Source organism: Pseudomonas sp. NFX224 (assembly GCF_048565165.1).
Classification (GTDB): domain Bacteria; phylum Pseudomonadota; class Gammaproteobacteria; order Pseudomonadales; family Pseudomonadaceae; genus Aquipseudomonas.
On sequence record NZ_CP183416.1, the window covers coordinates 1239282 to 1261723 of the forward strand.

General features: G+C 57.4%; 13 protein-coding genes. 4 read left to right on the forward strand and 9 right to left on the reverse strand.

Annotated elements, in window-relative coordinates; translation table 11 throughout:
- Positions 1 to 180 precede the first annotated feature (180 nt).
- Complete coding sequence (locus ACNYC6_RS05445; protein WP_419711423.1) at positions 181 to 4872, forward strand: deaminase domain-containing protein; 4692 nt, start codon at positions 181 to 183, stop codon at positions 4870 to 4872.
- Positions 4873 to 4929: 57 nt separating this feature from the next.
- Here the strand turns inward: ACNYC6_RS05445 and ACNYC6_RS05450 are convergent, their stop codons facing one another.
- The 5 genes from ACNYC6_RS05450 to ACNYC6_RS05470 all read right to left on the reverse strand — a co-directional run bounded on the left by ACNYC6_RS05450 (position 4930) and on the right by ACNYC6_RS05470 (position 9262).
- Positions 4930 to 6747, reverse strand: coding sequence for an ABC transporter ATP-binding protein (locus tag ACNYC6_RS05450; RefSeq protein ID WP_419711424.1), 1818 nt, complete (start codon positions 6745 to 6747; stop codon positions 4930 to 4932).
- A complete protein-coding gene (locus tag ACNYC6_RS05455) occupies positions 6740 to 7342 on the reverse strand; it encodes a DsbA family protein (protein WP_419712915.1) in 603 nt (200 codons plus the stop codon). The genes ACNYC6_RS05450 and ACNYC6_RS05455 overlap by 8 nt, the downstream gene beginning before the upstream one ends.
- Positions 7343 to 7378: 36 nt before the next feature.
- Positions 7379 to 8323: a rhodanese-related sulfurtransferase gene (locus ACNYC6_RS05460; RefSeq protein ID WP_419711425.1), complete on the reverse strand. Its 945-nt coding sequence runs from the start codon at positions 8321 to 8323 to the stop codon at positions 7379 to 7381.
- Between the two features lie 102 nt (positions 8324 to 8425).
- Positions 8426 to 8725, reverse strand: a complete 300-nt coding sequence (locus ACNYC6_RS05465) for a BolA family protein (RefSeq protein ID WP_150704429.1) — start codon at positions 8723 to 8725, stop codon at positions 8426 to 8428.
- A 12-nt stretch (positions 8726 to 8737) separates the two neighbouring features.
- Positions 8738 to 9262 carry a DUF2059 domain-containing protein gene (locus ACNYC6_RS05470; protein WP_150704430.1) on the reverse strand — a complete coding sequence of 175 codons (525 nt, stop codon included), beginning with the start codon at positions 9260 to 9262 and terminating at the stop codon, positions 8738 to 8740.
- A 192-nt stretch (positions 9263 to 9454) separates the two neighbouring features.
- On the opposite strand from ACNYC6_RS05470, the gene ACNYC6_RS05475 reads away from it, so the two are divergent.
- On the forward strand, positions 9455 to 10849 hold the full coding sequence (locus ACNYC6_RS05475; protein ID WP_419711426.1) for a class II fumarate hydratase: 1395 nt from the start codon (positions 9455 to 9457) through the stop codon (positions 10847 to 10849).
- 112 nt (positions 10850 to 10961) lie between these two features.
- Here the strand turns inward: ACNYC6_RS05475 and ACNYC6_RS05480 are convergent, their stop codons facing one another.
- Positions 10962 to 11921 (reverse strand): DMT family transporter, encoded by a 960-nt coding sequence (locus ACNYC6_RS05480; protein WP_419711427.1) that lies wholly within the window; start codon positions 11919 to 11921, stop codon positions 10962 to 10964.
- Between the two features lie 209 nt (positions 11922 to 12130).
- Between ACNYC6_RS05480 and ACNYC6_RS05485 the strand changes: the two genes are divergently transcribed.
- A complete protein-coding gene (locus tag ACNYC6_RS05485; RefSeq protein WP_419711428.1) occupies positions 12131 to 12325 on the forward strand; it encodes a DUF6316 family protein in 195 nt (64 codons plus the stop codon).
- 109 nt (positions 12326 to 12434) lie between these two features.
- On the opposite strand, the gene ACNYC6_RS05490 is transcribed toward ACNYC6_RS05485, so the two are convergent.
- Positions 12435 to 13619 carry a thiolase family protein gene (locus ACNYC6_RS05490; RefSeq protein WP_419711429.1) on the reverse strand — a complete coding sequence of 395 codons (1185 nt, stop codon included), beginning with the start codon at positions 13617 to 13619 and terminating at the stop codon, positions 12435 to 12437.
- A gap of 102 nt (positions 13620 to 13721) precedes the next feature.
- The gene (gene pap / locus ACNYC6_RS05495) at positions 13722 to 15245 is read right to left on the reverse strand and encodes a polyphosphate:AMP phosphotransferase (RefSeq protein ID WP_419711430.1); all 1524 of its coding nucleotides are present in this window, start codon (positions 15243 to 15245) and stop codon (positions 13722 to 13724) included.
- 160 nt (positions 15246 to 15405) lie between these two features.
- Here pap and mnmC point away from each other — a divergent pair, with 160 nt between their 5' ends.
- Entirely contained in the window at positions 15406 to 17385 is a 1980-nt protein-coding gene (mnmC, locus tag ACNYC6_RS05500; protein ID WP_419711431.1) for a bifunctional tRNA (5-methylaminomethyl-2-thiouridine)(34)-methyltransferase MnmD/FAD-dependent 5-carboxymethylaminomethyl-2-thiouridine(34) oxidoreductase MnmC, read from the forward strand.
- Positions 17386 to 17389: 4 nt separating this feature from the next.
- Here the strand turns inward: mnmC and ACNYC6_RS05505 are convergent, their stop codons facing one another.
- Complete coding sequence (locus ACNYC6_RS05505) at positions 17390 to 22309, reverse strand: NEL-type E3 ubiquitin ligase domain-containing protein (RefSeq protein ID WP_419711432.1); 4920 nt, start codon at positions 22307 to 22309, stop codon at positions 17390 to 17392.
- Between the last annotated feature and the right edge of the window lie 133 nt (positions 22310 to 22442).

A 22442-nucleotide genomic window follows, 5' to 3' on the forward strand; every position in this document is an offset into this window, starting at 1 on the left:
AATCGCTACCGCTAGACTAGGGTGCCTTCCAAGTCCCGGCAAGTAATGAACAAAAAACAGATTTCGCCTCCTCGCTATATCTATATACCGCACGGACTCTCTGTCAGGACGTTGTAATCGGTGGTGCTCCCCCTGTGGCATCACAGGGAACCGACGAAACAAGACAAGAGAAACCACATCATGCAAACACCCCCTTCAAATGGTGCTTCAAACGCCCCAGACAATTCGCCCCCGACCACAGTTCAGGCCCATCAGGGCCAACTCCAGGATCTTGAACTGTTGCTATCAGTGTTGCGTGAAGAGACGGGTTCGCTGCCTCATTTTTCTCAAAGCCTGTTCAGACCACGATCTTTTTCTCCCTTGAATCAAGCAAACGAAACCGGACAGGAAGCGTTGCAGCAGTTGCTTGTGGATCCTGACTACCGTGCACTCTGCAAACATAACAATGTTTCCCCGCACTATCTGATCGTCACCTTGAAGGAACGGGCCTTTGTTTATGAGACTTCAGATCGCGAAGGTGCAAACAAGACCGAACTGCCCCTGACAGGAAACGAAAACTGGCAAGCACTTCGAACCCGGATCGAAAAGGCTGCCACCCTGCTGGGCGGACAAATTCGCTATGACCGCCTTATCTCGGCCCCCAGGTTTGCCACGTTTTACGGGTTGCACCCCTGGGATCCGTCCAATATCGATAAACATGAGGCAGCCATTGACGCGCTTGAAGAAAAGATCTCAAGTTTCCAATTGGGGCTCGAAGACGACTTCAACCTGCTGGATCTCAAACCAGCCCTTACAGAAAAAACTCGAACGGTCCCTGCCAACCTGACACCCGAAGCCCAGGATGAATTGCAGGGGCAATTCATTACAGGTGCAATCAAAGGCGTCATCCAGTCATTTCTACCAGAAGGGATTACATCTCCGCTTACCTATCTGTCCACCAACACTCTTGCGTCAGTCACTCCGGAAAAGGTGGGTGCCAAACCAACAGTTTTCCTACAAAAAATACTGCAAAGTCCGGAGGCCGAAAAACTGGCAATCGCCTTACTGAAAGTGATGGATTGGTACGGCGGAAACATTGGCGAAGAAACATCGCCTCACATACGCACCAAAGTGTTAGCCCAAGCGTTGCAAGTCTGGTTCAAATCGCGCTTTATTGAACACCCCGAAACGATCGCCAGCTATGACTTTAAATCAAAACTCAACTGGGGGAAAAGTTACAATGACATATGGACAGAATTCAAAAACCATTTAATCAAATCAAAGCGGGCCGCCTCAGAAAAAAAAGCCATTATTATGGCAAGGTTGTTTCTCCGCGAGTTTCCAACCGAATTCCGTATCAGCGACATCCCGAAAGAGCTATCTTATAGAAATTCAGTTGTTTGGGTAAACTTCGTGAGCGGCGTAAACCTCGTAAACGTTACTGACCCCAACGCGCTTTACAGAAAGACGTTCCAACAACTGGTCGACTTGCCTTTGAAAACAAGCAAGGAAACGAAAAAAGAGCAACTGCTCGCTGTAACCCTCGCAAGACTATTGCCGACGGTCGAGTGGGCGGTAACCCAAAGAATAATTCCTCAAAAACAATACGAAGAATATTCACAGGCTGAAGTAGACTTAGCCTCATCAGAACTGGATGCACACATCAATGCCTTGAGCGACTCGCACATTACACTCAGCAAAGCGGCACCCGACCGCTTGCTCATTGCAAAAACAGTCATTGACCATGATTTTCCTAAAATAATTTATAACGACTCCGTAGTCGATTCCTTTTGGAACGACCATGAACTGACGGAGCCCGTTCGATACATTAACTGGATAACAGGACGTTCGATTGTCGACGTCGTGGCCGACGATAATTTTGACGACAAAAAAACATGGCTTATCATCAAAAAAGACAGTAAAACCACTCTTTTCTCACTTTGGTTAGACGAAAACAGAAAACTAAACACTGCGAACACGTCGTCCAGCAAAGTACACAACACCATCCGCAACGCCAAAGAACTCTTTGAACAACAGTTCAAAGAGCACTTAACCTCACTGACTGACGCTTATAAAACACTGATAAAAAGCTTGTTGGCATCCCTTACGTTCGCTGACCGGCAGGCGCTGGAATTGGGAACGCTCAAGATTTACACCCTCAGAAAGGAAACGCAAACAGTAGAAGCCAGGAACGAAACGCCAGAGAATATATTACCTTTCCGAGCCCGTAATGGTCTGCTGTTACTGACCACATACAAAAGTGTTACGAGCACATTTGAACTGTTGCCGAGAGCCGGAGTTTTACGTCGCATCAATAATCTGGATATAACGTTGTTCGGCGGTTTACTCAAGTCCGAGACCTGGCACATAGGCATGAGTCCTGTCCCCGTCGAAGTCTTGCGCCATAAGACACTAGACTTCGACTGGACAGCTCATGCGACAGGCAGTAAACCACTGAGTCCAGTGCATTGTGAGGCCATTATCGAACAATTGGGCGACGCATTCATGCCCCCCGTCGACGTTATGGAGAATGCCGACGATGTAGCACTGACGATTAACTCAAAACGCAGCGAGGAAATCAGCCACTTCATCGCTACCAAACTGCTGTTCGTTGATCCAAAAGCGCTTCATAAGGCTGCTTACGGTGAAACACAGTTTGATCGCGCCAGGACCACTGAGGAACGCGTCGAAAATCTTGCCAAGTATCTCGTACCCTTCTTGCACCCTATCGAAGACATAATCTCTGACGATGTAGCGCGTAAAGTGGATGGCGCATTCGGCCTGTGGATGGACCTGGTTTCATTTGGCACGCCCATCGGCAAACTGCTCTCCGGCTCTATGAAACTGTGGCGCAATGCAGGCCGCCTGACGGTATCCGTCAGGCTCACAGCATTTGCGGATCTGACTAAAGAAGTGTCGATCTTGACCCTGCAAGCATTGAATCCGGGTGATGGAGTAGGCTCGCTGCTCAAGGCGGCGGCATCCCGGGGAATAAAGCTGGGTAGATCCGGCATTTTCAGAATCAAATCCATGGCGGGAAAGGCCGGCCAATACGATTTTTCTCAGAGCCTGCCACAAATTAGCGATACGGGCCGATGGAGGCCATTGTCGACCGGCGATCGACTGGCTTCAGTCAAAGGCCTGGAAGATGTGCCAGTACGCAATACCGGTTCCACTCTATCGCCAGCTTTCCATGCAGTCGATCCCGTGACAGGCAAACCTTTCGGGCCGCGTTTGTCCGCGCTGGATGTATCAATGGGCCCTTCGACCTATCAGAGCGTAGGTATTGCGGGCAACGAAGAGCTGTATTTAATTGCCGAAACAGCGCATGTGCGAAAGACATTAGATGTAGATGGCAGAACCACTGTGTTTATCGACAACCTGCCATATCGAAATCATGATAATGCTTTGAGGCGTGTCGACAGCCTCGATGCAAGCACGAGTTTAAAGACTGTGCCTTGTCGTTCTCGCAGGGCTCCCGGAGAGATCTGCAAAACCAAGTATGTCATTACCGACAATCCAGCTGAGCGTCCCGTCCCGGGCACTTTTCAGGAAGGGAATAGTTGGGCTCCATGGTTCGGGGATGGCAAATTCACACCCTCTCAACCAACATCAGACCAAGCGCATAAACTACTCGCGTATGAAGGAAAAATTTACGAACTCAAGGACGGCAAACTCATTACTTACAAAGGGAGACCTCAATGGATCGGCCTTCAGCAAAAAACGCCCGTGCCCAAAGAAACCATCAACGCCAGCCTCGAATTTCAGCAGGGAATTTATGGCGGCTTGAAAGTAACCGGCAGTGCTGAAAACATTAACGATGTGCATGAAGTCGGGGCTCTCGTGATTTATAGCAAGGATGAAAGCCATCGGTATGTTTTCGCCAAGCTGCACCTGGATGATTACTACATGGTCAAGCTTTCAGCCAGCGAGAGCATCCAGGGACCGTTGAACCTTAACAAGGTGAATAAACAACAATTTCTGAAGGACTCGGTCGAAAAAGAGCTGTTACGCATCTACACCGGCTCCTTGAATGCTAACAACACGATACGCATTCACGGACAACACAAGGTTCATGAGGCACTCGATAAACTCGATGAGTTCGCGGTAATCATCGGGGCGCCGGCGGACCCTCTCAAGGAATTGAATCATGTAAAGGTGACAGCCTATTCGGCATCATCGCTGCTCTTTGACGGGCCAACGAGGGCAACGGTCAGTACACTTCCAGAGGGGGCAAGTTTATGGGTCAAAAGTACTATGACCCCTCCGCAACTACAGGAGCACGTTGCAAAAAAATTCGACGATCTTTTTTTAAGGGCCGCCAGTGAGACACCCAACAGCACAAAGATTGACAACGCGATGGTGGATCTACAAAAACTGCTTCCAACCTATCATCAGCAAAAGTTGCGTAATATCGCTTTTGCCGAAGTCAAAACTGCTGCGGGAAACATTGAAATTTACGTCAGTGTTTCTGGAGTTGGAGACAACACCAGACACCTCCCTCTGTTCAACTCCAACCCCAATAATCCAGTAGTTATGCACAACGGTTCGGTCTATTTCAACATCGACAAAATGAGAGGTTCAATAGCGCCTGACTCGTTAACATTATCGAGGGACGGGGCGTTGCTATCGATCCCTCACCCGATTTCCGATCCGGCCCGAGCCGACGTTATCCAATGGGCAACATCCGCAGACAGCGAGAGTAAATTGATCGCTTACATCAGCAATAAATACCCAAATGCCGGTGAGATAAACTCGATCAACGTTGTCACTACCCTGCCGCCATGCGACTCGTGCTCAGTTATTCTGAAAGGGTTCGGTTATGACCATGGAGTCGACGCGCTCAACGTGGTGTGGGGCAAACGCCCCAACGTACGCGCAACGCAGTCCTGACAATTTCAGCGGAAAGTTCAGTAGCATTGGCCACTCTTCGAGCAATCCAAACGAGGTTCAATGCTGCTGCAAATGCCCATAAAGTTTGGCGTACAAGCCACCCTCGGCGATCAGTTGCTGGTGGTCGCCGTCTTCGGCAATTTGCCCACCGTCGAACACCAGCACTCGGTCGGCCTGCTTCACGGCTGACAAGCGGTGAGCAATGATCAGTGTCGTGCGGTTGCTGAGGAACCGTGCCAATGCCTGATGCAGGTTGTATTCGGTGGCGGCGTCCAGCGCGGAGGTGGCCTCGTCGAGGATGACCACTTTCGGTTCCGCCAACACCATGCGCGCAATCGCCAGGCGTTGCCGCTGACCACCGGACAAGCGCACGCCGGAGCGGCCGACGATACTGTCCAGGCCACTGGGTAACTCACGGATCGTGGCGTGCAGCTGGGCGATTTCCAGCGCCTGCCAACAGGCTTCGTCGCTGCGTTCGCGGCCCATGGTCAGGTTGGCCCGAACGGTGTCGTTGAACAGCGCCGGATGTTGCAGGACCACGGCGACATTTTCCCGCACGGTTTCCAGGCCGATCTCTTGCTGGGTCGAGCCGCCGAAGCGAATGGTTCCGGCCAGCGGCGTATACAAGCCCAACAGCAATTGCACCAGCGTACTCTTGCCGCCTCCGCTGGCGCCGACGATGGCGACCTTCTCACCGGGGGCGATGGACAGGTTCATCTGGTTCAACACCAGCTCATCGCCGTATCCGAAACTCAAGCCCTGAACCTCGATGCCCACGGTCTCACGCCCGGTGAACGGGTCGACGCCATTGGGGTATTGCGGCTCGTCCGCGCGGGACAACAATTCATTGATTCGCGACAGCGCCCCGCCGGCGGCGTAATAGGCGTATTGCAGGTTCAGCAGTTGCTCCACCGGGCCGATCATGAACCACAAGTAACTGAACACCGCGAGCATCTGGCCGATGGACAGGTCGGAAAACAGCACGGTCAGCATGGCGGCGGCACGGAAAATATCGATGCCGAACTGGAACAGCAAACCGCTGGCCCGGTTCGACGCGTCGGTTTTCCACTGCGAGTTCACTGCATAGTCACGAACATCCCGGGCCCGACGCCCCAAGCGACCGAGGAAAAACCCCTGACGGTTGCCGGCGCGCACTTCCTGGATCGCATCCAGGGTTTCAGTCAGTGCCTGGGTAAAGCGCGAAGTGCTGTCGTTCTCGAGTTTCTTCAGGTGTTTGACCCGCTTGCCCAACTGCACCGTGGCGTAGATCACCAACGGGTTGAACAGCAGTATCAGCAGCGCCAATTGCCAGTGCATCCACATGAGGATCCCGGCGGTGCCGACCAGTGTCAGCATGGCCACGAGGAAACGGCTGAGGGTCTCGCCGACGAATTTGTCCAGTGTGTCGAGGTCGGTAACCAAATGGGTGGTCACCGTGCCGCTGCCCAGGCTTTCGTATTCACCCAGCGAAATGCGCTTGAGCCGTTCGATCAGGCGGATACGAATGCGATAGACGATGTCCTTGGCCAACGCGGCGAACAACTTCGCCTGTACCACGTTGAACAGCAACGCCGCGCAACGCAGGACCAGGGTCACCACCAGCATCAGGCCGATGTAGCCCGCCGCTTTTTGCCAGACCTCAGGGAGTGCGAGGTTCATGATCTTCAGCGCGGCGTCACCGTGGCCTAGCAGCACTTCGTCTACCAGCAACGGCAACAGCAGCGGGATCGGCACACTGCACAGGGTCGCCAGCACGGCCACGCCATTGGCGATCCACAGGGATTTCTTGTGCTGCAGGGCCAGACGACGAATTTCCGCCCAGCTCAGCCGATCGACACGTACCGCGGTTGGGGCATCGTCGGGCAGGTCATGCACAGGCAGCGCGCTCCAGCCAACGGCCGAGCAGCGGAGACAGCACGTTGAGCGGCTGATAGCCATTGGTCAGCAACGCCAATTGACCATTGCGCTCAGCCAGCAAGGTAGGGAAACCGGCAATGCCCAGGTCCTGGACCCAGGTGAAATCGGCAGCCGTCGCGGCGTGCATGTCGGCACGGTCGAACGCGGCGGCGAATTCGATACGCGGCAGACCGGCCTGCTCGGCCAGTTCCACCAGCACGCCGGCGCGGGTGACATCGCGACTTTCGGCGTAAAACGCGTGTTGTATCAGCCCGAGGAGTTTCCACGCACAATCCGGCGCCAGATGACGCGCGGTCACCAGTGCGCGGCAAGCCGGTTCTGTGTCGTAGACGAAACCGTCGGGCAACGCGCCTTCACGCTTGAACGGCTGGCCAGTGGCTTCGGTGACGGCCTGCCAGTGTTCAAGAATGTAGCGTCGAGTGGTCGGTTCCAGCGCCGCGCCACTGCCGGTGCGCAGACCGCCCACCACCAGATGCACGTCCACACCTGCGGCCGCTGCTTGCTCTACCAATGCGTTTGCAACCGGAGCGAAGCCCCAGCACCAGGAACACATCGGGTCCATCACATAGAGCAGGCGTGCAGACATGGTTCAGGCCTCGGTAGATGATGCTTGCTTGTAGTTGTAGCCGATCGGGTGAGGCATGTTGCGGGCCTTGGCCAGTTCGATCTGCTTTTGCCGATCGATGGCGCTGCGACGGGTTTTCTCGCTCAGCGTGTCCCAGCAATGCGGGCAACTGATACCGGCCACGTAGTGCTCGGAGGTGCGATCTTCAACGCTGACCGGCGTGCGGCAGGCATGACATTGATCGTAGTCGCCTTCGCTCAGGTCATGGCGAACGGTCACGCGGTTATCGAACACAAAGCAGTCGCCCTGCCATTTGGTTTCTTCCTGCGGCACCTCTTCGAGGTACTTCAGGATGCCGCCCTTGAGGTGGTAGACCTCACCGTAACCTTCGCTGAGCATGTAGCTCGATGCCTTCTCGCAGCGGATGCCGCCGGTGCAGAACATCGCGACCTTCTTGTGCACGGCCGGATTGAAGTTGGCTTTGATGTAGTCGGGAAATTCGCGAAAACTGGTGGTTTTCGGGTCGATGGCGCCTTCGAAGGTGCCGATTGAGACTTCGTAATCGTTACGGGTATCGATCAACAGCACTTCCGGATCGCTGATCAGCGCATTCCAGTCCTGCGGATCAACGTAGGTGCCGACTTTTTTGTTCGGGTCCACGCCTTCGACGCCGAGGGTGACGATTTCTTTCTTGAGTTTGACTTTGGTGCGGTAGAACGGCTGTTCGTCGCAGTACGACTCTTTATGGTCGATGTCGTCCATGCGCGGGTCGTTCTTGAGCCAGGTCATCAGCCCGTCAATGCCTTCGCGGCTGCCGGACACGGTGCCGTTGATGCCTTCTTCGGCGATCAGCAGCGTGCCTTTGATGCCGTTGTCGACCATCGCTTGCAGCAGTGGCTCGCGCAGGGCGATGTAATCTTCCAGGGTGACGAACTTATACAGTGCCGCCACGACAATCTGTTGTGTCATGGGTATATCTCCAGGTGGCTACCCTCGTAAGGGGTGAACCGGATGCGAAAAAAAACGCGCCGGGTGAGCGGCGCGTTGCGGATTCTAGCAAAAAACGGGGGTTTAGTGCTTGCTGCCGCCAGCACAGGTTGGCGAGGCCGGAGCCGCGTCGATCTGTGCCCACTCCTCAGGCGTGTAGGTATGCAGCGCCAACGCATGGAACTCGCCCATCAGCTCGCCGAGCGTGCCGTAGACTTTCTGGTGGCGCTTGACCCGGTTCAGGCCTTCGAACTGCTCGCTGACCACCACAGCCTTGAAGTGGGTCTGCAACCCGCGACTGTGCATGTGGCTTTCATCCAGCACCTGCAGATGCTGGGGCTGAAGCAGGCCCAGCGTCGATTCGATGCGTTGTTGCATGGTCATACCGAACTCCGCTTAAGGCTTTTTCTTGGCTGGCGCTGCGGCGCCTTTCGGCTCCAGCTCAGCGGTCATGTCAGCCAGCAGTTTGTTGACCACAGGCACCGCGCTTTCCAGCTTGGCCTGGGTCATCTGGGCCGATTGCTGGGTCAGCTGCGGCATTTTTTCCAGGACTTTCTTGCCCAGCGGCGACTGGTAGAACGCAACCAGGTCCTTGAGCTCGGATTCAGTGAAGTTGGTGGTGTAGAGCTTGACCATGTCCGGTTTCAGCTTGTTCCAGCCGATGGCCTGGTCCAGCGCGGCGTTGGCCTTGGCCTGGTAGGTTTCCAGTACGGCTTTTTTCGATTCCGGGGCTTTGGTTTGCTGGAAGCGCTGGGCGAACATCTGCTGAACCTGCATGTACACCGGAGTGCCCAATTTGTCAGCATGCGCCAGGGTCAGGAAAGCCTCGGCACTGGCGTTGTGGCTGGCGGTATCGGCAAAAACCTGGCCGCTGGCACAAACCAATGCAACCGCGGTACAGATGGCACGAAGACGAGTCATCGAGTTTCCTTTTCTAGCAGACGAGGTAAAACCCCAAGGACGTCCATTCTGCGCCTAAAAAAGTGTGTCGCTCAACCCCAACCCTTGTCGCACCTGATTTAGAGGGCTTCAATGGTCAGAATCGAGACTGATGGAACCCCGGCCGGTGATCACGGCCTAAACTGCGCAAACAGACCTACAGGAGTGTGACCGATGAGCCGTATCGAAACCGACAGCCTGGGCCAGGTTGAAGTCCCGGATGACGCCTACTGGGGCGCTCAGACGCAACGCTCGCTGGTCAACTTTGCCATTGGCAACGAACGCATGCCGCTGGCGGTGCTGCATGGCCTGGCGCTGATCAAGAAAGCCGCGGCACGGGTCAACGACCGCAACGGCGATCTGCCGGCCGATATCGCCCGGTTGATCGAACAGGCGGCGGATGAAGTGCTCGACGGCCAACACGACGATCAATTTCCGCTGGTGGTCTGGCAGACTGGCAGCGGCACCCAGAGCAACATGAACGTCAACGAAGTGATTGCCGGCCGCGCCAACGAACTGGCCGGCAACCCGCGCGGTGGCAAGTCGCCGGTGCACCCCAACGATCACGTCAACCGCTCACAGAGTTCCAATGACTGCTTCCCCACCGCCATGCACATCGCCGCTGTCCAGGCGGTGCAGCAGCACTTGCTGCCGGCGATCAGCGAGTTGTCGGGCGGTCTGGCCGAGCTGTCGGCGCGCCACATGAAACTGGTCAAGACCGGCCGCACACACATGATGGACGCCACGCCGATCACCTTCGGCCAGGAGATTTCGGCATTCATCGCGCAACTCGATTACGCCGAGCGGGCAATCCGCAGCGCCCTGCTGGCAGTGTGTGAGCTGGCACAGGGCGGTACGGCGGTCGGCACGGGGTTGAATTCGCCCCATGGTTTCGGTGAAGCGATCGCCGCCGAACTGGCCGCGCTTTCCGGCCTGCCGTTCATCACTGCACCGAACAAGTTCGCCGCCCTGGCCGGGCATGAGCCGCTGACCACGCTGTCCGGCGCGCTGAAAACCCTTGCCGTGACGCTCATGAAAATCGCCAACGACTTGCGCCTGCTGGGTTCCGGGCCGCGTGCCGGTTTCGCCGAAGTGAAACTGCCGGCCAACGAACCCGGCAGTTCGATCATGCCCGGCAAGGTCAACCCGACCCAGTGCGAGGCGCTGTCGATGCTGGCCTGCCAAGTGTTGGGCAATGACGTCGCCATCGGTTTCGCCGCCAGCCAAGGGCATTTGCAACTGAACGTGTTCAAACCGGTAATCATCCACAACCTGCTGCAATCGATCCGACTGCTGGCCGATGGTTGCAGCAACTTCCAGCAGCATTGCATCGCAGGGCTGGAGCCGGACGCCGGGAAAATGGCTGAGCACCTGGAGCAAGGCTTGATGCTGGTGACGGCGTTGAACCCGCACATTGGTTATGACAAATCGGCGGAGATTGCCAAGAAGGCCTACGCCGAAGGGCAGACCTTGCGCGAGGCAGCCCTTCAGTTGGGGTATCTGACTGATGAAGAGTTTGATGCGTGGGTGCGGCCGGAGAATATGCTGGAGGCTGGGGCCAAGGGCTGAGATTTGTAGCGTCTGCCATGCCGCCATCGCGAGCAGGCTCGCGCCCACATTTGACCGCGTACACCGTTCAATGTGGGAGTGAGCCTGCTCGCGATAGCAGCAATGAAGATTTTCAGCCGATCGCCATTCTGGCCTTCCGCGCCTTCAGTCCGGCAATCAACGAAGGCCCCAACGCCACCAGCGCCGACCCCAGCACGACCAATATCGCCCCGCCATACCCCAGGCCATTAATGGTCTCGGCATGCACATACTCGGGCCACCACAAGGCCGCCAGTGCCACGGCGCCAAACGTCACCAACGGTGTGATCGCCAAGGTCGCACTGACTCGCGACGCTTCCCAATGCGCCAGCGCCTCGGCAAACGCACCGTAAGCAATCAGGGTGTTCATGCAGCACGCCAGCAGCAGCCAGCCTTGCAACGGGTTCAATTGCAGCGCTTCCAGCGGATGCACCCACGGCGTCAGCAACAACCCGCAGAACAGGTAGATCACCATCATCACCTGCAACGAGTTCCAGACCGTCAGCAGTTGCTTCTGGCCCAAGGCATAGAACGTCCAGACCGTGGACGCCAACAACACCAGCAACACACCGGCGGTGTAATCGCTCAATGACGTCAGCAACTCAGCCAGGCGCTGATTGAAAAACAGGGCGAAACCGATCAGCAGCACCAGCAAACCAATGCCCTGCCCCAGGCTGAAACGCTCCTTGAACACAAATACGCTGGCGATCAACAGCATGATCGGCCCCATCTGCACCACCAGTTGCGCGGTGCCGGGGCTGAGCAAGTTCAGCCCCATCAAATAAAGCACGTAGTTGCCCACCAGACCGAGCACCGCCATCAGCACCAGCCAGCCACCCCGCGGGCCGAGTACTTTGCGGCTGGGCAGGCGCTTGGTTGCCGCCAGATAAATGAACAGACAGCTACCGGACACCATCAGGCGAAACCAGGTCACCGTCACCGGGTCCATCACTGTCAGCACCTGTTTGAGTTTAATCGGCAAGATTCCCCACAGCAGCGCGGTCAGCAAGGCCAGGAAAAGTCCGTAAACCCAGCGACCCGATGAAATGTGCATGCAAACCCCGAAAACCCGATGACTGGAGCCGCCATTCTAGGCGCACCAGCGTGAAGCACACAGGGACAGTTGGCGTCTGGCCGCGAATGAAACTGTGCAGGTCGCAACGTGAAATTGGCGTAGTGCCGTCGATCGGGTCGCCAGGCGCGGTAAGTGCTTGTTGCCTAATCTGATTGGATCCATCAACAACAATTCCTCAGGAGCCCCCCATGTATGGCATGCGCGCCCAGGACAACGCACCCGCTCTGCATTTTCGCAGTGACCGGTTATGTCGGGTGAACGGGGAGTTGTATTTCAGCACCCGGGAAAACACGCTGGAGGGACCGTTTGCGAATGCCGAGGCGGCTGTGCGGGAGGTTCAGGCTTATATTGAACGGATGCAGGGTTTGGCGGTGAACCGGTAAAACGACGGCGCCTTCATTGCTAGCAGCTAGCTCCCACACTGGATCTGTGTCGCTCATCAGATCCCTGTGGGAACTAGCTATTGAACAGTCATTACAAAATCCGAGGCCGTTACCGCACCGCCTCAAACAACCCGGTCGCTCCCATCCCGCCTCCCACACACATGGTCACGATGCCATAGCGCAGATTGCGCCGCTGCAACTCGCGCACGATGTGCCCGACCTGCCGCGAACCGGTCATTCCGAACGGGTGGCCGATGGAGATCGAGCCGCCGTTGACGTTGTATTTATCGTTGTCGATTTCCAGTCGATTGCGTGCGTACAGGCACTGCGAGGCGAATGCCTCGTTGAGTTCCCACAGATCGATGTCGCTGATCTGCAAACCTTTGGCCTTGAGCAGTTTCGGCACCGAGAACACCGGACCGATGCCCATTTCATCCGGTTCGCAGCCCGCCACGGTGAAACCACGGAAGAACGCCTTGGGCTTCAAACCCAGCGCCAGGGCTTTTTCCAGACTCATCACCAACGTCATGGAAGCGCCGTCAGACAACTGCGACGAATTACCCGCCGTGACCGAACCATCCTCAGCGAACACCGGGTTCAGGCCGGCCAGGCTTTGCAGCGTGGTGTCCGGGCGGTTGCAGTCATCGCGATCGACGATGCCGTCGAGAATCTGCACCTGGCCGGTCGCCTTGTCCTCTACGCGGTACTTCACCGCCATCGGCACGATTTCATCATCGAACAAACCGGCGGCCTGTGCCTGAGCGGTGCGCTGCTGGCTTTGCAGGGCGTACAGGTCCTGCTCTTCGCGGCTGACGTTGTAACGGCGAGCGACGATTTCGGCGGTCTGGCCCATCGGGAAGTAGATGCCCGGCACCTGCTCTTTGAGCAGCGGGTTGATCAGGTTGTCGGTGTTGACGCTTTTCATGGTCAGGCTGATCGACTCGACGCCACCGGCGACGATGATGTCGCTACAACCCGAAGCGATCTGGTTGGCGGCAATGGCGATCGCCTGCAAACCCGACGAGCAGAATCGGTTGAGGGTCATGCCGGCGGTGCCGATGCCCAGACGCGACAACACCGCGACGTTGCGACCGATGTTGTAGCCCTGGGCGCCTTCATTGGAGCCGGCGCCGACGATGCAATCCTCGACACTGGCCGGGTCGATGCCGGTACGCGCCAACAGAGCGTTGACGCAGTGCGCCGCCATGTCGTCCGGACGGGTCTGATTGAACTTGCCGCGAAAGGATTTGGCCAGGCCGGTCCGCACGCTGTCGACGATCACCACTTCACGCATGGCATACCTCATTGTTGTTGTCGGTTGAGAGTGATCCGAGCATAAGCCCACCCAATTACCGACCGCGACAATCATTCACCCCGCGTATGCGCAACCATCGCATCAGTCTTTGCCTTTACTTTCCTTCTTCTCATGCTTGTCCGACTTTTCGAACGCTTCTTCCAACGCCCGGTTGATGGTGCGCAAGACCTTCACCCGCGCCCAGCGCTTGTCGTTGGCTTCGATCAGGGTCCACGGTGAGATTTCAGTGCTGGTGCGGTCGACCATATCGCCGACGGCGGCACGATAATCGTCCCACTTTTCGCGATTGCGCCAATCGTCTTCGGTGATCTTGAAACGCTTGAAGGGAATTTCTTCACGCTCCTGGAAGCGTTCCAGTTGCGTCTGTTTGTCGATGGCCAGCCAGAACTTGACCACGACTACTCCGGCATCGCTGACCTGCTCTTCGAAGTCATTGATTTCACTGTAGGCACGCAGCCAGTCCGCCGGGCTGCAAAAACCTTCGATGCGCTCCACCAGCACGCGGCCATACCAGGAGCGGTCGAACACGGTGAATTTGCCCCGCGCCGGCAAGTGCCGCCAGAAGCGCCACAAGTACGGCTGCGCCCGTTCTTCTTCAGTGGGCGCCGCAATCGGCACGATGCTGTATTGACGCGGGTCGAGCGCCGCCGCCACCCGCCGGATCGCACCGCCCTTGCCCGCCGCGTCATTGCCCTCGAACACCGCCACCAGTGCGTGCCGGCGCATGCGTTTGTCGCGCATCAGCCCGGAAAGCCGTGCCTGCTCAGTGACCAATTGTTCCTCATAATCGCCTTTGCCCAGCTTTAGGGTCAGGTCCAGGCTGTCGAGCAGGTTCACTTGATCGACGCTGGGAAACACGGGCGCGGCGCTGACTTTCTCCGGATGGATCTTCGGCCGCTTCAAGGCACCGTTCAGACTGTCGAGCAAGATCTTGCCCACCACCAGGCTGCGATAGCGCGCGTCCATCCCGGCGATCACATGCCACGGCGCATAGTCACGACTGGTGCGACGCAAGACCCGTTCACCGAACTTCACGAACCTGTCGTAGGTTTGCGACTGCTGCCAGTCCAGCGGGCTGATCCGCCAGCTGTGCAAGGGGTCGTCAGCCAAGGCCTTGAGGCGCGCCTTCATCTGTTTCTTGGACAGGTGGAACCAGAATTTGACGATCAACGCGCCTTCATCGCAGAGCATTTTTTCCAGACGCTCGGCAGCGTTGATCGCTTGATCGAGACGCGGGTCCTTGAACTCGCCGTGCACCCGGCCTTGCAACATCTGGCTGTACCAGTTACCGAAGAAAACCCCCATGCGGCCCTTGGCCGGCAGCATTCGCCAATAACGCCAAGCCGGAGGCCGCGCCAGCTCTTCATCGGTTTGCTGATCGAACGTGCGGACCTCGATCAAGCGTGGGTCCATCCATTCGTTGAGCAATTTGACCGTCTCGCCCTTCCCGGCGCCTTCGATGCCGTTGATCAAAATGATCACCGGAAACCGGCGTTGCTGCTGCAGCTCGAATTGCGCCTCAAGCAAGGCTTCGCGAAGCGCAGGCACTTCGGCGTCGTAGGTTTCTTTGTCGATGGCGTGATCGATTTCGGCGGACTCGAACATGGACGGCTCCCTTCCAGATGTAAGCAAGACTAGCGGATGGACCTCTCCTGCGTCGGAGAAATCCCATTTTCATGTCCGGGCCTGCGACAGACCTTGCCATGGATCAAGCACCCCGCCCGCGATCGGCTAGAATGGCCGTCTTGCCGTTACCGAGCCTGCCATGAAACCTGTATTGCCCCACGCCCTGCTCGATTGGGACGACCAAGGTCGTCCGTATTCGCGCGTGTTCGACGATGTGTATTTCTCCGACAAGTCGGGGCTGGACGAAACCCGCTACGTGTTCATCGAACAGAACCGTTTGGCGGAGCGTTTTGCCGCGTTGCCGCACGGGGGGCGACTGGTCATCGGCGAGACCGGTTTTGGTACGGGACTGAATTTCCTGTGTGCCTGGCAGGTGTTCGAACAACATGCGGCGGCCGGTGCGCGGATGCATTTTGTCAGTGTCGAAAAGTACCCGTTGAGCCCCGCCGACCTGCAACGCGCCCTGGCGCTGTGGCCGGAACTCAAGGTGTTTGCCGATCAACTGCTGGAGCAATACGTCGCGATCCATCAAGGTTTCCAGCGCCTGACGCTGGCCAACGGTCGAGTGACACTGACCCTGATGATCGGTGATGCGCTGGAGCAACTGCCGCAACTGGATGCGCAAATCGACGCCTGGTTTCTTGACGGTTTTGCTCCGGCGAAAAACCCTGACATGTGGACCGCCGAACTGTTCGTCGAACTGGCACGGCTGGCCGCCCCCGGCTCAACCATCAGCACCTTCACCAGCACTGGCTGGGTGCGCCGACTGCTGAATGCCGCAGGCTTCAAAATGAAACGCACCCCGGGCATCGGCCATAAATGGGAAATCCTGCGCGGTGAGTTCCTCGGTTGGCCGCAGGAGGTTCTCGCGCCCACAGCCGCCAAACCGTGGTTCGCCCGCCCGGCACCGCTGACCGGCGAACGCCAGGCGCTGGTGATCGGCGCCGGGCTTGCCGGTTGTGCCAGCGCTGCCAGCCTGGCGGCGCGGGGCTGGCAAGTGACTTTGCTGGAGCGCCACGCCGACGTTGCCCAGGAAGCCTCCGGCAATCCTCAAGGCGTGCTTTACCTGAAGTTATCGGCCCACGGCACCGCACTGTCGCAAATGATCGTCAGCGGATTCGGCTACACCCGACGTCAGCTCGAACATTTGCAACGCGGCACCGATTGGGACGATTGCGGCGTGCTGCAACTGGCGTTCAACACCAAGGAAGCCGAACGTCAGCGGCAATTGGCTGAGGCCTTTCCCGAAGATCTGCTGCAACTGCTGGATCAGCCCCACGCGCAAGAACTAGCGGGCATTGGCCTGGCCCACGGTGGTTTGTACTATCCCGAGGGCGGCTGGGTCCATCCACCAGCGTTGTGCCAATGGCAGGCGGCGCATCAGGACATTCAACTGCTGACGCACCACGATGCAGTGCAATTGCGCAAAGTCGAGGACCAGTGGCAAGCCTGGGACGGCGAGCGCCTGCTCGCCAGCGCACCGGTGGTCGTACTGGCCGGTGCCGCCGAAATCCAGCGCTTTCCCGAAAGCGCTGGGCTACCGCTCAAACGCATTCGCGGGCAAATCACCCGCCTGATGCAAACCCCGCAAAGCCAGGCATTGAGCACGGTGGTCTGCGCCGAAGGCTACGTCGCCCCCGCGCGGCTCGGCGAACATACCCTGGGCGCGAGTTTCGATTTCAAAAGCGACGACCTGACCCCGACCACGGCCGAACACTTAGGCAACCTGGCCATGCTCGAAGAGATTTCCCACGATCTGGTCACCCGTTTGCAAGCCGATACGCTTGCCCCGGAAAGCCTTCAGGGTCGCGCCGCATTCCGCTGCACCAGCCCCGATTATTTACCCATCGTCGGGCCATTGGCCGATGGCCAGGCGTTCAATAACGCCTATGCAGTACTGGGCAAAGACGCCCGACAGGTGCCGGACATCGATTGCCCGTGGCTCGACGGGTTGTATGTCAACAGCGGCCACGGCTCGCGGGGATTGATCACCGCGCCGCTGTCCGGTGAATTACTGGCAGCCTGGCTGGAGAACGAGCCACTGCCGCTGCCACGCACAGTGGCCGAAGCGTGTCACCCCAACCGTTTTGCCCTGCGGCGCTTGATCCGGGGCAGTTGACCGATCAACGCTCAACAATGACGCAGCCATCTCGGTCGAGCAGCTGTATGACATCCCCGGTCAGCGCCTCCAGCAGCCACTGTTCCGCCGCGACTTGTTCGTCCTTGATGGCATCGAGTTGCGTGCGGAAATCGGCGTCTGTGAGTGTGTCTTTCTGATCAAAAACAGTTTGCAGGCGCTCCTGAAAGCTCTCCATTTTTGAAGAGAAGTCACTTGCGAAGTCTCTTTTGAGGTGGTCGATCCAGAACGGTCGACCAGCCAGGAACCTGACCAGTTCGGGTGAGAGTTCGGCGGACTGCACCTGTTTTTTCGCCGATGCCAGATCTTGTGCCGACACGCCGCTGAGGGACGCATAGCGCATATGTCGCGGCTGACCGGGCAACTCAAGCTCATTGATCAGCCCGGTGCGGTAAGCGAGGCCGACCTCCAGAGGGTCGACGCTCGGATTTCTGAAGACGTGCGCCTGGGTAATCCGGTCCAACTGGTCGAGACGAAACAACCCTTTACCCAACTTCAACAGAGAGGCGGCTGCGATCGTTGGGGTACTCAAGGGTCCCGTGATCCTCTCGATCTCCACGGCCACTTCCAGATGACTGAAATTGAGCGCCGCCGAGTCAGTGCAGTTGATTGGGTTGGCCGCCAGGTCAAACACCTGCTCACGCAGCGCGGTGTTGCCTGCGGCGGCGTCCAGCACCGCCCAGACACGCAGGGTCATGTCTTCGCGCACATACTGGCTGTCAGCCGTATTCCCCAGCTCGGCCAACAATCGGAATAGCCCATCGGAACCGGGGTCATCCTTGAATGCCGCCCAGGTCGCTCCGCGCGTCGTGTAGGTCACACTCACCTCTTCCGGCAACCAGAGTGCCTTGGCGCTCTGTTCATCCAGACGCGCAAGATCATCCTCCAGGAACCCCATGCCGATACCGATGCGATCACGATAGGCCTTAAGCTTGACGCGGCTTTGCGTGGCCAGCGGATTCGTGCGCAGGTTGAGCGTTTCACTGAAACGCCTGGGAACCGTGAACAGCCAATCCGGGAGTGTCGCGATATCGTTATCACGCAGATCGACGCGTTCCAGATTGGGCAGTTTCGCCAGCCCTTTCGGCAGCTCGGTGGCCCGGGTGTCGCGCAGCATCAACAAGCGCAGGTCAAACATATTGCTGACGTCTGGAGGCGTGCGCAGAGGATTTTGGCTCAGGTTCAACGTCTCCAGCGTGCGCATGGCGGCCAGTTTCTTCAGGGTCTGCTCGGTCATGAACAGCTTGTTGTCGGCAAGGCTCAAATACTTGAGGTCCTTCATCGAAGCGATCACTTCAGGCAGCAGTGTCAGTCGATTGTTGTCCATCGCCAGAGACTGCAGCCGCTGGAAGTGTTTGATGAAGTACGCCAGATCATTGCCTTGGTCCATGTTTTTAAGCGATAGCAGCTCTATATGACCGAAGTCGACATCCGATGGCAGCGTTGGCAGTTTGCCAACCCGCATGCCATCGAGCGTCAAGCCAGGCACACTGCTCGCCCGCTGTTCGTCTCGCACTACCCCCATTTGCCTCCAGGCGTTTTCAAGCGCATCGGCCACTTGGCGGCGACTCTGCCGATACTCCTCCGGGTCTCCAGGCAGCAGGCGCAATTCGGTGTCGTCCTTGCGCCAGCGCTTGAGCGCATCGCGCAATTTTTGAAGCTGTTTCTGACGCCCCTGAATCGCCTTGGCGCGGCTCAAATGGTCAGTTCCCAAACCGTCAAGCAGCGAACTTATTTGCACGTCGGTTTTGAGCGGATACAGTTTTCTGGCCTTGGACATCAGGCCTGATGCATGGGAAGAAGGTGCTGGCGGGCTAGCTTGTACACAGGACAGCGGGGTTGCCGGTTCACTGAGGATTTCGCCCTCCAGCAAACGAGCGCTGCGGGCACGATCCTCGGCGGCACGAGTGGCCAGTCGGCGGCGCAAGTTTGTGGCTTGTACCGGCTTGGCGCCCAATTCCATGGCGCTGAGCCGGGCTTCGGGCAACGCCTTCACCACGGCCTGATAGAAGGCATCCGGCCCTTCAATGACGCTGCCGAGTAGCGTGGAGTCGCGGTCGAAAATCCGGTAGCCCTGCGTTGACTGGACAATCGTTTGCTTCAGTACGCTGTCTTGTTTGCCGATACGCTGAAGCATTGGGCCGCTCAAGCTTCCCTCTCGCCATTCCAGCACAAGCTCGCTGTCCCAACCCGGCAATTGATCGAGCAGGGAGAACGCCAGATTCCGCGTGTCGGCTTCGGCGAGCTCAGGCAAGTGGAAACCACTGATGGCCCTGTCCAGCCTTACAGCGGCAGACGCTTCACGAGCCCGTTGCGCCAGCCCCATGGGCACACGCCGGTTGCTGCGCAGGCGCAAACGTTCGATGCTGCTGGCTCCATCGATCAGCTCCCAGCCAATCGTGCAGGGCAATGGCGCGAAGGCCTCCCTAAGCAACTGCAGGTCACTGTCCCTGCTGCTGTCATGTTCCTCATACAAGCGCTTGAACAACGGCAATCGTTCATTGTGCATTGAGGCGGCAAGTTTTTTGGCCAAGGCGTCGGTTTGTGTCTGGCTACTGACCTTGCCTCCGAGCAGAGTCGCCATTTCGTCCGGGTAAAGCCCGGCAACGATTCGCTCCAGCAACCGGCCCTGCGTCAGCTCCTCCCGAGTGACATCAACCGCGGGGTCTTGATCGGCAATGAATGCATTTTTCGGGTAGTACTCAGTGAACCACTCGCCCTCGACCACCCGAATGTAACGCCCCGACGGCCAGCCACTCATCGATGGCAAGGCGCTCATCTGCTCCCTGGCATGGATAGCAGACCGCGGGTCGCCAGAGGTCAACGCGGCAATACAGTCACGAAGCCTTTGCTCGAGACGAAAACGCTCGATCGAGTCCTGCAGACGTGCAGGCAGCGGCAGGTTTTCTTCCCCCCAATGCTGCAACTCACTGAGCGAAGTCCCCGTCACCTGGCGTATTGTTTCCAAACGGCTGTCAACGACCGTGGCCAATCGTGGATCGAGGCGCTTCAGTGCATAAGCCCCCTCGGTCCATTGCTGTGCAGACTCGCCAGCGTGGCGCCAGCCGCCCTTCCCGTTGTGTACCAGTGCCGGCGAATAAGCATTTTGCCGCGTCGGATGCCGGATCTTCCAAGTCTCGTCGGCGGCATCGAAATCGACGGCGTAAAAGCGATTGTCGATCCGCACATACTTCTGCTCATTGAATGGGTAGAGCCCTTCGGCATCGACCAACAGGCTTGCGTCACTCGCAAGTGATTGCTCGTAAGGCTTGAAATCGGGCTTCCACAAGCGTGCCGCGCCACCCGGTTTTTCAATCGAAACAAAAGGCGCGAAAAAATCCGGATTTGTGCGGGTCACTTTGCTGGCAAGCGAGCTCACCACTTTCACCCCGGCGGCGAAGGCAGCCATTTGCGCGACGCTTTCGACAACATTCAGCAAATGGGAAAGCGCTTCGGTACGTTCTCCGTGCGCCCATTCCTCTACGCCTTCATACACTTCGCCGACAATTTCGACGACGGCCACCGCCAACATCAATTGGCCGATCACAGGCACGAAAAACGAGGCTGCGTTCAACAGCAGAAGACCTCCTTCGAACAACATCTTGATGGTTTTTTCTCGTTGCAGGTCGTCGACGATTGCCGTCGGCACCGCCAGAATTTGCGCATCCGCCTGGATTTTGTGGACAAAGGCACTGAACAAAAAATCGCCGAGACAGGTATCAGCCGGCGCGGCACTGAGTGTGCCCAACTGTCTGCTCTTGTCGAACCCGGCGAAAAAGTCGGTCTTGGCGTTGCCGCCAAGGTAAAGCTCGGCAAAGCGTTTGCGGTAACGTTGGCTTTGCAGGTGAAGCGTCAGATAGGTCTTGAAATCATCGAGCGAGGCATATTCATAGAAGGGTCGACGCGGCTCATTCGGCATATACACAATGCATCTGGCCGAGGGGTCGATATCAATGGAGACCTTGGTGAACACCAACACACCGCAGATACACGCGTCATGAATTTCCAGGCTTTGCCAGATCACGGGGCCACCATTCATCAGGGTGCCCTTCGATTGTGCCGCCGGGACATCCTGTTCAATGGCACTGAGGAGCATTGTGTAGGCGCTGTGGCTGATGTGCGTTTTCAGGTGGGCCACGTGTGCGGCAACTTGCATGTCCAGCAATTTCAACTGGCGTATGTCGGCGGCTGATGCACCAACATCCCCCATGGCGCGGGCCGGCAGCGCCAGAATCTCGTTCACGTGATGCTGATAGCGTTCGCCAAGGTCGAGATCACGACAGAGTGTGGCGAACTTTGCGGGTGTCATGTCAGGGCCTGTTTGCGGCACTGCGTTGATCTTGATGACCGAGTCGCCGGGCATCCCGTCGGCCTGTGTTTCCCTGGACGTAAAGTTCTCCATGGCGGCGTGCAGCAAACTGCGAGACGCGGTCTTTTTGCCATTCTGCCAACCGATCGGAGCCAATCCAGTCGATGAAGCCAGCGATGTGGTGATGTCCAAAGTGTCTCGCTCGACATCCACCTCAACGGCCCACTTTTCGTTGAGAAAACTGCTCAGTTCCTCCTTGCAGAATTCGTCCATCGGCTTAAGCCTGGCAAGTACTTCCAGGACTCGGATGTAGGAACGCCGGGACTGCTCAATGGCTGAACCGAAGGCCTGGGCCACATTCAGGTCCGTGCTGGCCAGCCACGGGGGAATAGCGTTTTGCAAGGCCTGAGCCTTGTCCAGATCACCGGTGTGTTCCAGCAATACCTCGAGTCGTTGCGCCGATGTCAATGTCACTGCAGGGGGCGTCGTTATAGCGGTAGATAGCATGGGCAATATCCTTATTGCGTTCAGATGCTTTGAGCCTAAGGGGGAAAAACAACAAATAAAAACGCAAAGTTCGAGTCGGTCTGGCCGCATTCCCAACCAGTTTTCCTATGCATCACAGCAATATTTACCGCCCGTTCGATCATCACTCATGGCATGTCCACCATTCGTCCGGCATCAACCGCTTATAACTTATCGGTCTAAAACTCCCACTACCGAGACAGGT

What these genes read in the sequence shown, in the direction of transcription:
- ACNYC6_RS05445 (WP_419711423.1), top strand. Translation starts at nt 181, where the DNA reads ATGCAAACACCCCCTTCAAATGGTGCTTCAAACGCCCCAGACAATTCG.
- ACNYC6_RS05455 (WP_419712915.1), bottom strand. Translation starts at nt 7,342, where the DNA reads ATGTGTTCCTGGTGCTGGGGCTTCGCTCCGGTTGCAAACGCATTGGTA.
- ACNYC6_RS05460 (WP_419711425.1), bottom strand. Translation starts at nt 8,323, where the DNA reads ATGACACAACAGATTGTCGTGGCGGCACTGTATAAGTTCGTCACCCTG.
- ACNYC6_RS05465 (WP_150704429.1), bottom strand. Translation starts at nt 8,725, where the DNA reads ATGACCATGCAACAACGCATCGAATCGACGCTGGGCCTGCTTCAGCCC.
- ACNYC6_RS05470 (WP_150704430.1), bottom strand. Translation starts at nt 9,262, where the DNA reads ATGACTCGTCTTCGTGCCATCTGTACCGCGGTTGCATTGGTTTGTGCC.
- ACNYC6_RS05475 (WP_419711426.1), top strand. Translation starts at nt 9,455, where the DNA reads ATGAGCCGTATCGAAACCGACAGCCTGGGCCAGGTTGAAGTCCCGGAT.
- ACNYC6_RS05480 (WP_419711427.1), bottom strand. Translation starts at nt 11,921, where the DNA reads ATGCACATTTCATCGGGTCGCTGGGTTTACGGACTTTTCCTGGCCTTG.
- ACNYC6_RS05485 (WP_419711428.1), top strand. Translation starts at nt 12,131, where the DNA reads ATGTATGGCATGCGCGCCCAGGACAACGCACCCGCTCTGCATTTTCGC.
- ACNYC6_RS05490 (WP_419711429.1), bottom strand. Translation starts at nt 13,619, where the DNA reads ATGCGTGAAGTGGTGATCGTCGACAGCGTGCGGACCGGCCTGGCCAAA.
- pap (WP_419711430.1), bottom strand. Translation starts at nt 15,245, where the DNA reads ATGTTCGAGTCCGCCGAAATCGATCACGCCATCGACAAAGAAACCTAC.
- mnmC (WP_419711431.1), top strand. Translation starts at nt 15,406, where the DNA reads ATGAAACCTGTATTGCCCCACGCCCTGCTCGATTGGGACGACCAAGGT.
- ACNYC6_RS05505 (WP_419711432.1), bottom strand. Translation starts at nt 22,309, where the DNA reads ATGCGGCCAGACCGACTCGAACTTTGCGTTTTTATTTGTTGTTTTTCC.